At 61.0% G+C, this 13,547-nt stretch carries 10 protein-coding genes and 1 pseudogene; 8 read left to right on the top strand and 3 right to left on the bottom strand.

Translation table 11 applies throughout. The features are described 5' to 3' along the window. Positions 1-4 precede the first annotated feature (4 nt). The 7 genes from hutG to mdoH all read left to right on the top strand — a co-directional run bounded on the left by hutG (position 5) and on the right by mdoH (position 9,199). Entirely contained in the window at positions 5-808 is an 804-nt protein-coding gene (hutG, locus tag KGA89_RS07355) for an N-formylglutamate deformylase (RefSeq protein ID WP_223471076.1), read from the top strand. Between the two features lie 298 nt (positions 809-1,106). Next, positions 1,107-2,054 (top strand): choline ABC transporter substrate-binding protein, encoded by a 948-nt coding sequence (locus tag KGA89_RS07350; protein ID WP_223471075.1) that lies wholly within the window; start codon positions 1,107-1,109, stop codon positions 2,052-2,054. Positions 2,055-2,120: 66 nt separating this feature from the next. Continuing rightward, positions 2,121-3,035: an alpha/beta hydrolase gene (locus KGA89_RS07345; protein WP_223471074.1), complete on the top strand. Its 915-nt coding sequence runs from the start codon at positions 2,121-2,123 to the stop codon at positions 3,033-3,035. Positions 3,036-3,140: 105 nt separating this feature from the next. Then, positions 3,141-4,112, top strand: coding sequence for a prolyl aminopeptidase (gene pip, locus KGA89_RS07340; protein WP_003196909.1), 972 nt, complete (start codon positions 3,141-3,143; stop codon positions 4,110-4,112). After that, the gene (gene dtd / locus KGA89_RS07335) at positions 4,109-4,546 is read left to right on the top strand and encodes a D-aminoacyl-tRNA deacylase (RefSeq protein ID WP_223471073.1); all 438 of its coding nucleotides are present in this window, start codon (positions 4,109-4,111) and stop codon (positions 4,544-4,546) included. Before pip ends, dtd begins: the two co-directional genes overlap by 4 nt. Positions 4,547-4,896: 350 nt before the next feature. Beyond that, on the top strand, positions 4,897-6,636 hold the full coding sequence (locus KGA89_RS07330; protein ID WP_263292899.1) for a glucan biosynthesis protein G: 1,740 nt from the start codon (positions 4,897-4,899) through the stop codon (positions 6,634-6,636). Beyond that, the gene (gene mdoH / locus KGA89_RS07325; RefSeq protein ID WP_223471069.1) at positions 6,629-9,199 is read left to right on the top strand and encodes a glucans biosynthesis glucosyltransferase MdoH; all 2,571 of its coding nucleotides are present in this window, start codon (positions 6,629-6,631) and stop codon (positions 9,197-9,199) included. The genes KGA89_RS07330 and mdoH overlap by 8 nt, the downstream gene beginning before the upstream one ends. 89 nt (positions 9,200-9,288) lie before the next feature. Here the strand turns inward: mdoH and KGA89_RS07320 are convergent, their stop codons facing one another. Then, positions 9,289-9,630 (bottom strand): DUF6124 family protein, encoded by a 342-nt coding sequence (locus tag KGA89_RS07320; protein ID WP_013692083.1) that lies wholly within the window; start codon positions 9,628-9,630, stop codon positions 9,289-9,291. Positions 9,631-10,073: 443 nt separating this feature from the next. On the opposite strand from KGA89_RS07320, the gene KGA89_RS07315 reads away from it, so the two are divergent. Then, a complete protein-coding gene (locus KGA89_RS07315; protein WP_155252640.1) occupies positions 10,074-10,274 on the top strand; it encodes a nucleoid-structuring protein H-NS in 201 nt (66 codons plus the stop codon). 1,296 nt (positions 10,275-11,570) lie between these two features. Here the strand turns inward: KGA89_RS07315 and KGA89_RS30730 are convergent. Together KGA89_RS30730 and KGA89_RS30725 are read right to left on the bottom strand one after the other, a co-directional pair. Beyond that, the gene (locus KGA89_RS30730) at positions 11,571-12,434 is read right to left on the bottom strand and encodes a methyl-accepting chemotaxis protein (protein ID WP_373557686.1); all 864 of its coding nucleotides are present in this window, start codon (positions 12,432-12,434) and stop codon (positions 11,571-11,573) included. Continuing rightward, a pseudogene (locus KGA89_RS30725) lies at positions 12,429-13,475 on the bottom strand (methyl-accepting chemotaxis protein); the annotation flags it as partial. The pseudogene KGA89_RS30725 and the gene KGA89_RS30730, both read right to left, overlap by 6 nt. Positions 13,476-13,547: the final 72 nt, after the last annotated feature.

The raw sequence follows: 13,547 nt of genomic DNA, 5'->3' as shown, positions 1-13,547 counted from the left end.
GGTTGTGGAGAAGGTCCTGAATTTCAAGCAAGGACGCGTGCCGCTGTTGATCAGCATGCCTCACGCCGGCCTGCGCCTGACCCCGGCGGTACAGGCCGGGTTGATCCCCGAGGCCCAGAGCCTGCCAGACACCGACTGGCACATCCCGAGGCTCTACGAGTTCGCCGCCGAGCTGGGCGCCAGCACCCTGGCCGCCGAGTACTCACGGTTTGTCGTCGACCTGAACCGCCCCTCCGATGACAAGCCGATGTACGTCGGCGCCACCACCGGTTTGTACCCGGCGACGCTGTTCGATGGCGTGCCGCTGTTTCGCGAAGGGCTGGAACCGTCGGCCGAGGAGCGGGCGACGTATCTGCAACAGGTCTGGATGCCTTACCACCAGGCGCTGCAGCAGGAACTGGCGCGGCTCAAGGCCGAGTTCGGCTATGCCTTGCTGTTCGATGCCCATTCGATCCGTTCGGTGATCCCGCACCTGTTCGACGGCAAGCTGCCGGACTTCAACCTCGGCACGTTCAACGGTGCCAGTTGCGACCCGACCCCTGCCAGCCAGCTCGAAGCCATCTGCGCCCGTCACGGTCAGTTCACTCATGTGCTCAACGGGCGGTTCAAGGGCGGACACATCACCCGGCACTACGGCAACCCGGCCGAAGACATCCACGCGGTGCAACTGGAACTGTGCCAGAGCACCTACATGGAAGAGTTCGAACCGTTCAACTACCGCGCGGATTTGGCGGCGCCGACCCAGGTGGTGCTCAGGGAGCTGCTGGAAGGCTTCCTGGCGTGGGGACAGCAGGCTTACAAGAAATAAAGATCTAGCCATGACTCCTGTGGCGAGGGGACTTATCTGTGGGAGCAAAGCTTGCTCGCGATACAGGTGGCGCTGTTTCAGAGAGACCGCGTTGTTTTCATCGCGGGCAAGCCTTGCTCCCACAGTCTCCCTCGCCACAAGTTTATGTACTCTGGTTCCTTGGAATGGGAACTGTCGCCACCGTGCAAAACCGAGTCGCCACAGTTCATCTTCAGCCCCTCGGCGCTGCGTAATGTTTTGGGCACGGTGCAGCAAGACACCGACCTACAATAATCCGCTGCCGCACGAGACCTTCCCGATGAAAAGACTGTTCAAACGCTGTCTGTCGATCCTCTGCGGTACCACCCTCTTGAGCGTCGGGGCGATGGCCGCCGAGCCGGCGTCGTGCCAGACCGTGCGCATGGGCGTGGTCAACTGGACCGACGTGATCGCCACCAGCGGCATGGCCGACGTGTTACTCACCGGGCTGGGCTACGACAGCAAGCAGACCAGCGCCGTGCAGCAGATCATCTTCGCCGGCATCCGCGATAAGCGTCTCGATATTTTCCTGGGCTACTGGAAGCCGGCGATGGACAAGAACATCGCGCCGTTTCTGGCGGCCAACCAAGTGAAGGTATTGGACAAGCCGAGCCTGGCCGACGCCCAGGCCACCCTGGCTGTTCCAGATTACGTGGCGGCGGCGGGGCTCAAGACCTTCGCCGACATTGCCCGGTTCAAGGATCAACTGGGCGGCAAGATCTACGGGATCGAGCCGGGCAGCGGTGCCAACACCACCATCAAGACCCTGATTGAAACCAACCACTTCGGCCTCAAGGACTTCAAGCTGATCGAATCCGGCGAGGCGGGCATGCTGGCCGCGGTGCAACGGGCGGTGAATCGCAAGGAGTTCGTGGTCTTCGTCGGCTGGACCCCACACCCGATGAACATCAACATGAACATCACCTACCTGACCGGCAGCGAGGATGTCTATGGCCCGAACGAAGGCGCCGCGACCGTCTCCACCGTCACCGCGCCGGACTATGCCCAGCGCTGCCCGAACGTGAACCGCTTGCTGGAAAACCTCACTTTCACCGCCGCCCAGGAAAGCCAGTTGATGGTGCCGATCATGGAGCGCAAGACGCCCCAGGACGTCGCCCGGCAATGGTTGCGCGATCATCCCGAGGATGTGCAGAAGTGGCTGGCCGGAGTCACCAGCTTCGACGGCAAGGATGGCGTGGCGGCGGTGCAGGCCAGTCTCAAGAATTGACCTGCCTGGCTGTGGCGGGGTGATTTATCTGTGGTGGCTCCCACATTTCAATAGGTGGTGTTCTTCATGGCCTCATATCCACTCTCAGAACAGATGTCAGCCTTCATCGACAGAACCCTGAGCTTCACCAGCCCGGACGACAGCCTCGCCAGTTCGCGCCAGGGCTACAGCCAAATGTGCCGGGCGTTCACCCCGACACGCCCGCCAACACTGGCCATCGAGGATTTCGAGTTGGCCGGTGTGGCTGCGCGCGCCTATCACCCACGGGGCGCCGCGCCACCCACCGGCTGGCCGTGCATCCTTTATCTGCACGGCGGTGGTTGGGTGGTGGGGGACCTGGACTCCCATGACTTCATCTGCATGGAGCTGGCGGCTGCCCTTGGTGCGCTGGTGGTGGCGGTGGATTATCGGCTGGCCCCAGAGCATCCGTTTCCAGCCGGGTTGGACGATTGCCTCGCCGTGTGGCGTCATCTGGCAGCCGCGCCCTTTGCCATCGACCCGCGTCGCCGGCTGGTGGTCGGAGACAGTGCCGGCGGCAATCTCGCCGCTGCGTTATGCCTGGCCTTGCGTGATGCCGGGCAAGCGCTGCCCCGGGCCCAGGTGCTGATCTATCCGGCGCTCGGTGGCCTGGCAACGCTACCCTCGCGCCGCGAATGTGCCGACGCGCCGCTGTTGAGCAGCAGCGATCTGGACAGTTATCACACCCTCTACCTGAACGGCGCCCAACCGTCCCTCCTCGCCATGCCGTTGCTCGCCGATCATCTGGACGGTCTTCCACCAGCGCTGATTGTCGTGGCGCAATGGGACCCGCTGCGCGACGACGGTGTCCTTTATAGCGAGCGGCTGAACGCCGCAGGGGTAGCCTCTGTGTTGTACATGGGCGAAGGGTTGGTCCACGGCTGCCTGCGCGGTCGGGGGCAGGTGCCGGAGGTCGATCGGCTGTATCGCACGCTGCTGGCGTACCTGGCTGACATGCTTTGACTGCGCAGGGGACATGCTCATTAAGGTAATTCGGGTTTATGATGCCGGACGGCAGACTAAATAGACGTCCCTACAGGGATGACTCGACCCCTTACGGAGCGCGCAATGCAGACTTTGTACCCGCAGATCAAACCCCATGCCCGGCACGATCTGGCTGTCGATGACACCCACACGCTCTATGTCGATGAAAGCGGTTCCCCGGAAGGCCTGCCGGTGGTGTTCATTCACGGCGGCCCGGGTGCTGGCTGCGATGCACAGAGCCGCCGCTACTTCGATCCGAACCTGTACCGCATCGTCACTTTCGACCAGCGCGGCTGCGGTCGGTCCACCCCCCATGCGAGCCTTGAGAACAACACCACCTGGGATCTGGTCGAAGACCTGGAGCGCATCCGCAAGCACCTGGGTATCGAGAAGTGGGTGCTGTTTGGCGGTTCCTGGGGCTCGACCCTGGCCCTGGCCTACGCCCAGACTCATCCAGAGCGGGTACACGGCTTGATCCTGCGTGGGATCTTTCTCTGCCGGCCGCAGGAAATCGAATGGTTCTACCAGGCCGGCGCCAGTCGCCTGTTCCCCGACTATTGGCAGGACTACATCGCACCGATCCCGTTGGACGAGCGCGACGACCTGCTCAGCGCCTTCCACAAGCGCCTGACCGGCAACGATCAGATCGCCCAGATGCACGCGGCCAAGGCCTGGTCCACCTGGGAAGGTCGCACCGCGACCCTGCGTCCGAACCCACTGGTGGTCGATCGCTTCTCCGAGCCGCAGCGGGCGCTGTCGATCGCCCGGATCGAATGCCACTACTTCACCAACAACGCTTTCCTCGAACCCAACCAGTTGATTCGCGACATGGGCAAGATCGCCCATTTGCCGGGCGTCATCGTGCATGGCCGCTACGACGTCATCTGCCCGCTGGACAATGCCTGGGAGCTGCATCAGAACTGGCCCAACAGCGAACTGCAGGTGATTCGCGACGCGGGTCACGCCGCTTCGGAGCCGGGGATCACCGACGCACTGGTGCGCGCCGCTGCGCAAATGGCCCGGCGCCTGCTCGACCTGCCGCCTGAAGAAGCATGAAGGGGCTGTTGCAACGAGTTCGCTGCGCGCGGGTCGAAGTATCAGGCGAGATCGTTGGCGCCGTGGATCAGGGCTTGCTGGTGTTGGTGGCCGTCGAGCCCGGGGATACCCGGGCCAGCGCCGACAAACTCCTGCATAAGCTGCTTAACTATCGAGTATTCAGCGACGCCGACGACAAGATGAACCTGTCCCTGGCGGATGTCGGTGGTGGGTTGTTGCTGGTGTCCCAGTTCACCTTGGCTGCCGACACCAAAAGTGGTTTGCGCCCGAGTTTTTCGACAGCCGCACCCCCGGCCCTGGGAGAAGAGTTGTTCAACTATTTGCTCACCCAGGCAAAACAGGTGCATGGCACTGTGGCATCAGGTAGATTCGGCGCCGACATGCAGGTGCATTTGGTCAATGATGGTCCGGTAACCTTCCTGTTACAGGTCTGAAAGCGTTTGAAACATCTTTTCGGGCCTGTTTCGAGGCAAAACTGGGAGTTTTCTCGATAAATACTTTGCTACCCCTGATGCGTTGTCACGCGGGCTACTAGATAATCGCGCGCTACGGGGGATCAGCGTTCGCTGGTCCATTTGACTTAGGTAGAGACTTGTCCTGGACCGTTTGGGGAATCATTTTGTCCCATCGGAGTCGGAACAATGCTCGCCAACTTGGCAAGAGTGGTCCGCAGGAACGGTTTTTCAGTGCCGTTACCGTGCAGATACTTTATCTGGCCGTTGGTTTTTTGATCAGTTTTCGGCGAGGGTTGCTCGTGATTGTTAGTCCCTGTAATGCACCAAAAATGACTGCCAAACGGTTTAGAAACGCTCTGGTAGCGGGCTCGGCCCTGCTGTGCCTGTTCGGCGCGGGCCAACTGTGGGCATTCAGCCTGGATGATGTATCGGCGAAGGCTCAAGAACTGGCCGGGCAAAAATACGAAGCCCCGCGCAGTAATCTGCCGAACGAATTCCGCGAAATGAAATTCGCTGACTATCAAAAAATCCGTTTCCGCACCGAAAAAGCCGAATGGGCCGACCAGAAGACACCGTTCAGGCTGTCCTTCTATCACCAGGGTATGCATTTCGACACACCGGTGAAGATCAACGAAATCACCGCGACCACCGTCGAAGAGATCAAGTACGACCCGTCGCGCTTTGATTTCGACGATGTGAAATTCGATCCCAAGGCCACTGAACAGCTGGGTTACGCGGGTTTTCGCGTGTTGTACCCGATCAACAAGGCTGACAAGCAGGACGAGATCATGACCATGCTGGGCGCGAGTTATTTCCGCGTCATCGGCAAGGGCCAGACCTATGGTCTGTCCGCCCGCGGCATGGCCATCGACACCGCGTTGCCATCGGGTGAAGAATTCCCGCGTTTTCGCGAGTTCTGGATCCAACGTCCGAAGCCGACCGACAAGCACCTGGTGATCTTCGCCCTGCTGGATTCGCCACGCGCCACTGGCGCTTATCGCCTGACCTTGCGTCCGGGCACCGACACCGTGGTCGACGTGAAGTCGCGCATGTTCCTGCGTGACCGCGTGACCAAGCTGGGTGTGGCTCCATTGACCAGCATGTACCTGTTCGGCGCCAACCAACCGTCCAAAGTGCTGAACTACCGTCGCGAACTGCACGACTCCAGTGGCCTGTCGATCCATGCCGGTAACGGCGAGTGGATCTGGCGTCCGCTGAACAACCCGAAACACCTGGCCGTGAGCAACTTCTCGGTAGAAAACCCGCGTGGTTTCGGCCTGTTGCAACGTGGGCGCGACTTCAGCCATTACGAAGACCTGGACGACCGCTACGACAAGCGTCCAAGTGCCTGGATCGAACCGAAAGGCGATTGGGGCAAGGGCTCCGTGGACCTGGTAGAGATTCCGACCGCCGACGAAACCAACGACAATATCGTTGCCTTCTGGAGCCCGGAAAAACTGCCTGAGCCAGGCCAGCCGCTGGACTTCAGCTATCGCCTGCACTGGACCCTCGACGAAGCCAGCCTGCACTCGCCGGACAGCGCCTGGGTCCAGCAGACCCTGCGTTCCACCGGTGACGTGAAACAGTCCAACCTGATCCGTCAGCCGGACGGCAGCGTGGCCTACCTGGTGGATTTCGAAGGTCCGTCCCTGCAAGCCCTGCCGGAAGACGCCGATGTGCGTAGCCAGGTAAGCGTCGGCGAAAACGGCGAGATCGTCGAGAATAGCGTGCGCTACAACCCTGAAACCAAGGGCTGGCGCTTGACCCTGCGGTTGAAGATCAAGGATTCGAAACAGGCCACCGAAATGCGTGCGGCGCTGGTCCGTCCATTGACGCCTGTCGAAGCCCCGGCCACCGCGCACTCCGTGACCACGACCCTGGCCAAGGCCGACAAAGTCGCCCGCCAGCAGACCGAAAAAGAGCTCGCGAACGAAAAAGCGAAAGACGAAGCCAAGGCCGTCAAGGCGGCAGACGCCGCTGTTGAACCGACCCCAACCCAGCAGGAACCGGAACCGACTGAACAAGTCTTGACCGAGACCTGGAGCTATCAGTTGCCAGCCGATGAGTAATACTTCAGTACAGCCAGAGACGCTCAGCGAGTACCTGGCCCATTTGCCCATGACCGACGAGCAGCGCGCCGAACTGGCGGGCTGCAAGTCCTTCAGCGAATTGCACGAACGCCTGTCGTCTTCGACCTTCGACGAGCCCGCCGAGGCGGCGCACGCCTCGGTGGGCCGCCGGCTGACCCTGAGCACCGCCGAAGAGCTCGAAGACGCCGAGATGCTGGGGCTCGACACCAGCGGTCGGGTGTGCCTGAAAGCCACGCCGCCGATTCGTCGGACCAAGGTCGTACCGGAGCCATGGCGCACCAATATCCTGGTGCGTGGCTGGCGGCGCCTGACCGGTCGTACCAACCCGCCGAAGCCGCCCAAGGATGAGCGCGTGCTGCCGCATGCACGCTGGCGTACCGTGGGCTCGACCCGTCGCTACATCCTGCTGATATTGATGCTCGGCCAGACCATCGTCGCTGGCTGGTACATGAAAGGCATCATGCCGTACCAGGGCTGGTCGTTCGTGGACCTGGAAGAAGTCCTGCACCAACCGCTGTTGCAGACCGCCACGCAAGTGCTGCCGTATGCGCTGCAAACCAGCATCCTGATTCTGTTCGGGATCCTGTTCTGCTGGGTCTCGGCAGGTTTCTGGACAGCGTTGATGGGCTTTCTCGAATTGCTCACCGGTCACGACAAGTACCGCATTTCCGGTGCCAGCGCCGGCAACGAGCCAATTCCCAAGGACGCCCGCACAGCGCTGGTGATGCCGATCTGCAACGAAGACGTGCCACGGGTATTCGCCGGTTTGCGCGCAACCTTCGAGTCGGTGGCCGCCACCGGTGATCTGGATCGCTTCGACTTCTTCGTGCTCAGCGACAGTAACGAAACCGATATCTGCGTGGCCGAACAACAGGCCTGGCTTGACGTCTGCCGTGAAGCCGGTGGCTTCGGCAAGATCTTCTATCGCCGCCGTCGCCGTCGCGTGAAGCGCAAGAGCGGCAACCTCGACGACTTCTGCCGTCGTTGGGGCAGCGACTACAAGTACATGGTCGTGCTCGACGCCGACAGCGTCATGAGCGGTACGTGCCTGACCAGCCTGGTGCGCCTGATGGAAGCCACGCCGGACGCCGGCATCATCCAGACCGCGCCACGGGCCTCGGGCATGGACACGCTGTATGCGCGCATGCAGCAGTTCGCCACCCGGGTATACGGTCCGCTGTTCACCGCCGGCCTGCACTTCTGGCAGTTGGGTGAATCCCACTACTGGGGCCACAACGCGATCATTCGCATGAAACCGTTCATCGAGCACTGCGCCCTGGCGCCGCTGCCCGGTAAAGGCGCGTTCGCCGGTGCCATCCTGTCCCACGACTTCGTCGAAGCTGCGCTGATGCGTCGTGCCGGTTGGGGCGTGTGGATTGCCTATGACTTGCCGGGCAGCTACGAAGAGCTGCCGCCGAACCTGCTGGACGAACTCAAGCGTGACCGTCGCTGGTGCCACGGTAACCTGATGAACTTCCGGCTGTTCCTGGTCAAGGGCATGCACCCGGTGCACCGTGCGGTGTTCCTGACCGGCGTGATGTCCTACCTGTCGGCGCCACTGTGGTTCTTCTTCCTGGTGCTCTCCACGGCGCTGCTGGCGGTGAACACGTTGATGGAGCCGCAGTACTTCCTCGAGCCGCGCCAGCTCTATCCGTTGTGGCCACAATGGCACCCGGAAAAGGCCATCGCCCTGTTCTCCACCACCATCGTGCTGCTGTTCCTGCCCAAGCTGCTGAGTATCGTGCTGATCTGGGCCAAGGGTGCTAAGGAGTTCGGTGGCAAGTTCAAGGTGACGCTGTCGATGCTCCTGGAGATGTTGTTCTCCATGCTGCTGGCGCCAGTGCGGATGATTTTCCACACCCGTTTCGTGCTCGCCGCATTCCTGGGCTGGGCTGCAACCTGGAACTCGCCACAACGTGACGACGACTCCACGCCGTGGAGCGAAGCGGTCAAGCGCCACGGTCCGCAAACCTTGCTGGGCTTCTTCTGGGCCTTGCTGGTGATCTGGCTGAACCCGAGCTTCCTGTGGTGGCTGGTGCCGATTGTCGGTTCGCTGATGCTGTCGATTCCGGTATCGGTGATTTCCAGCCGCGTGGGCCTGGGCTTGAAGTCCCGTGATGAAAGCCTGTTCCTGATCCCTGAGGAATACGCACCGCCACAGGAACTGCTGTCGACGGATCAGTACACCCATGAAAACCGTTGGCATGCGCTCAAAGACGGTTTCATCCGGGCGGTGGTCGATCCGCAACAGAACGCCTTGGCGTATGCGTTGGCAACCTCGCGTCACGGCAAGGCCGAGCCGATCGAATGGCTGCGGGTCGAACGTGTTCGTCACGCCTTGAAGGCCGGCCCTGCCGGTCTCAGCAACGCCGAGCGACTGGCTCTGCTGAGCGACCCTGTGGCCCTGTCCCGCCTGCATGAGCAGGTCTGGAGCGAGGGTCATCCCGAGTGGCTGGCGGCGTGGCGCGAATCGATCAACGCTGATCCTCATGCTCCGTTGTTACCGCTTCAGCCGTTGAGCGCACAGCCTCAAGTGGCCTGATACTGATACGCAAAAAGCCCCGCTTCTGGAAGGAAGCGGGGCTTTTTGTTGGGCGCTATTTCAGTATTTGAACGCTATCCGCGGCGAGGTCAGGACTGTGTATTGACGTTGTCCAGTACCCGATTCGCCAACAAACCACTCAGCTCGATCAGTTGTTGAATACCAAGGGCAATATGGCGTCGCGAGCCTTTCAGGTCGAATGCAAGGTCGCTGACCATGGCATTGGCTGAGGCCAGGTTTTCGCTGAGGTTGGCCAACAGGCTTTCGGTGTCGATGCCGTCGACGACGGTGAAGAGCTGGCCCGGCGGCTGTTTATCTTCGGGGTTGGGTTGTTTGGGCTTCAGGTAGTAATCGAGCGCGCGGTCGGTGGCTTCCTGGAGTTTCTTGGGGTCGGTTTCTGGTTCTGGTGGATTGGGTGTGACCTTGTGCATGGTTGACGCTCCTAGGGTAATGGAGCCGCCAGATATCGCTGCTAAACGAGAATGGGTGGCGACTGTACGCGGGTTAGCAGACCGGGACCCTAGAACCCGGCAGACCCGAAGGTCTCCCACGCACAACCGCCATGACATAGATGCGCAGGTGCTGAAGCCTGCTCACGCATGTGGAGAGCGTACGTCTAGGATTGTCCAGGCTGCTAAACCCGATCGCTGAACTGACAGCGACCCGCAAACGTTAGAGCCCAGGGCCAAGGCGCACAAGCCGGCGGATTCTGGCGTAGTTGTAGGCAATGGCGCAAGGCTCCGTAGCCTTGGGATGACGGATTGTGGGGCTCAGGTATTTTTGTATGTATATCCGTTATTTAGGTAACGGCTGCTTACGGTTCCGCTCTTACAGCGGCTCACTTTTGAGAAGCGCAAAAGTAAGCAAAACGCTCATGCCCCACCACTCGGCACCTCGCCTAGGCTCGGTGTGCCCTCACTCCGGCATTGCTCCGTGGGCCCGCCGCGAAGGGCCATCCATGGCCCAGCGCGGCTATCCCGGCATCCATGCCGGGATGCCCACTCCACAATGCCTGCGTTCGGCCATCGTGGTTAACGGGGCACCCGAGATCAACGTCCACCGCGAGGCGGCCTAGTAGCCGACCTGGCTCTCCCGGTCGTACACCCATCAGATCTGTTTGAGCCGGACCTGTGGGAGCAAAGCTTGCTCGCGAGGCGGCCTTGCAGCCGGCCTATTTCTTCCGGTCGTACTCCGATCCCATTGTTGGAGCGAGCTTGCTCGCGAAGGCGGCAGCACATTCAGCATGGATGCAAGCAGACCCACCGCCATCGCGAGCAAGCTCGGCTCCCACAGGGATCGGCGGTGGACGCTGATTTTATAAACGACCAAAAACCTATGTGGGAGCGAGCTTGCTCGCGAAGGTGGCGGCACATTCAGCATTGATGCAAGCAGACCACCGCCATCGCGAGCAAGCTCGGCTCCCACAGGGATCGGCGGTGGACACTGATCTTATAAACGACCAAAAACCTATGTGGGAGCGAGCTTGCTCGCGAAAGCGGCAGCACATTCAGCATTGATGCAAGCAGACCCACCGCCATCGCGAGCAAGCTCGGCTCCCACAGGGATCGGCGGTGGACACTGATCTTATAAACGACCAAAAACCTATGTGGGAGCGGGCTTGCTCGCGAAGGCGGCGGCACATTCAGCATTGATGCAAGCAGACCCACCGCTATCGCGAGCAAGCTTTGCTCCCACAGAGGGAACTGTGCCGAACATAAATTTCTTGCCCACTGAAGATCCAGTGTGGGAGCGGGCTTGCCCGCGAAGAGGCAGGCAGATCCAACATCAATACAAGCTGACCCACCGCTATCGCGAGCAAGCTTTGCTCCCACAGAGGGAACTGTGCCGAACACAAGTTTCTTGCCCACTGAAGATCCAGTGTGAGAGCGGGCTTGCCCGCGAAGAGGCCGGCACATCCAACATCCAGGCAAGCTGACCCGCCGCTTTCGCGAGCAAGCTTTGCTCCCCACAGGGATCGGCGGTGGACGCTGATTTTATAAACGACCAAAAACCTATGTGGGAGCGAGCTTGCTCGCGAAGGCGGTGGGGCAGTCAGTATTGATGTTGCCTGACAGACCGCTATCGCGAGCAAGCTTTGCTCCCACAGATCTAACGGGTGTACGACCGGGAGAGCCAGGTCGGCTGTTAGGCCGCCTCGTGGTGGACGTTGATCTCGGGTGCCCCGTTAACCACGATGGCCGAACGCAGGCATGCCGAGCCTAGGCGAGGCACCGCGTGGTGGGGCAAAAGCGCTTTGGTTACTTTCGACTGGGCCGGCTTCCGGGCTTTTCGAAAGTGACCCGCTGTAAGAGCGGAACCGTCAGCAGCCGTTACCTAAATAACGGATATACACACGACACCAATACCCAAATCAAACCCGGAACCGCCCCACCAACGTCTGCAAATGCACCCCCAACCGCGCCAATTCAGCGCTCGAAGCGGCAGTCTCTTCACTGGACGACGCCGTTTGCTCTGACACATCACGCACATTCAGCACGCTACGGTTGATCTCCTCCGCCACAGCACTCTGCTGCTCCGCCGCAGCGGCGATCTGCTGGTTCATCGCCTGGATCGCCGAGACGGTACGGGTGATGTTTTCCAACGACCCGCCGGCGCGACGGGTCAGCTCGACGCTGCTGTCAGTCAGGCTGCGGCTGTTGTCCAGGGTCGCCGCGACCTGTTCAGTACCCGATTGCAGGCCAAGGATCAGCTCTTCGATTTCTTCGGTGGACTTCTGGGTACGCTGGGCCAGGCTGCGGACTTCATCGGCGACTACCGCAAACCCACGCCCGGCTTCACCGGCCCGGGCTGCCTCGATGGCGGCGTTGAGGGCCAGCAGGTTGGTTTGCTGGGCGACGGACTTGATCACATCCAGCACACTGCCGATCTTGTCGCTTTCTCGCTTCAGCTCGCCCATGGCGGTGGTGGAATTACCCACTTCGAGTGCCAGGCGCTCGATCTGGGCAATCGCTTCGCCGACGACTTTATCGCCCTCGCGTGCCTGGGCATCGGCGGCGGCGGCCGCTTCGGAAGCCTCTTCGGCGTTGCTTGCCACTTCCTGCACCGTGGCGGTCATTTCGTGCATGGCGGTGGCGACCTGGTCGGTTTCCGCTTTCTGGCTGTTGACCCCGGCGCTGGTCTGCTCGGTGACGGACGAGAGCTGTTCGGCGGCGCTGGCGATCTGCGTGACGCCGTCGCTGATGCCACCGATCAATTGCCGTAGACCCACGGTCATGTTCTGCATGGCGCGCTGTAGCTGGCCCAGTTCGTCGCGGCGCTCGGAGGTGAGGTTGTGAGTCAGGTCACCTGCCGCCACACGTTCGGCGATCTTGAGGGTCTGGCCCAGAGGGCCGACGATCTGCCGGGTGATGACCAGGGCAGCGACGACACCGAACAGCAAAGCGAGCACGGCAGCCGCTACCAGGAAGGTCTTGGCCTCGGTTGCGTCACGGTCGCGCACGGCGGTCTGGGAGACGGTCAGTTTTTGGCTGGCATCGATCAATACGTCGCCTTGATCTGCCATGCGCTTGAGTGCCGCGGCGTTGTCGATCTGGGAGTCGCGGAACTGGCTGACCGCTGAGCGATAGACATTGATCGAGTCGCTGGCCTGTTGCAGGTTGGCTGCATGTTCTTCAGGCAATTGCTCTGGCAAACGTGCGAGAAGTTTGAGGGCATTGTCGACGGCCTCAAGGGCCGGTTGCTGGGCTTCGCTCTTGCCGCTGTAGGTGTAGCCGCGAACCTGATAGCGCGCTTGCTGGACCGCCTTGCTCAGGGTCACGATGCTGTTGAACTGGGCGACGCTGTCGCCTTGCAGCAACGACTTCTCTACTTCAGCGACGCGAGCCACGGCATTGTCTGCACTGGCACCGAGTTTGCTGCGGGCATCTTCTCGGCTGGCGGTAGCGCGCGTCATCTCGGCGAAGGCTTTTTTGTACTCGGCCACGGCGGCCAATTGTTTATCGATCAGGGCTACATCGGCCGGTTGCTCGATCAGTTGACGGGCGGTCTTCAGCCCGGCGTCGAGTTTGCCAATCAGGTCGTTGACTTGCTGGGGGCCGTTCTCGCCCCGCGAGGTATCGTAGTTCATGCGTGCCAGGCGCAAGTCCTTGGTCAAATCGTTCAGGCTGGCAATGAACCCCAGCTTGTCGCCACGGCTGATCACGTTACCCAGGCCGGTCCAGCCCGTGAAGGCGATTATCACGGTCAGGAACAGCACCAGGCCGAAGCCGAAACCGAGTTTGCGATTAACGCCTACATTACCTAGCCATCGGAACATGCTGTTACTCCCTGCAGCGCTGAGTTTATGTGCTGGGAGCTATATCGACCGGTTGGAAGGGATCTGTAGAGA

Source organism: Pseudomonas sp. A-RE-22 (assembly GCF_019956035.1).
GTDB lineage: Bacteria > Pseudomonadota > Gammaproteobacteria > Pseudomonadales > Pseudomonadaceae > Aquipseudomonas > Aquipseudomonas brassicacearum.
Note: the sequence above shows the minus strand (reverse complement) of the source record. Positions and strands in the feature narration are given on the sequence as shown.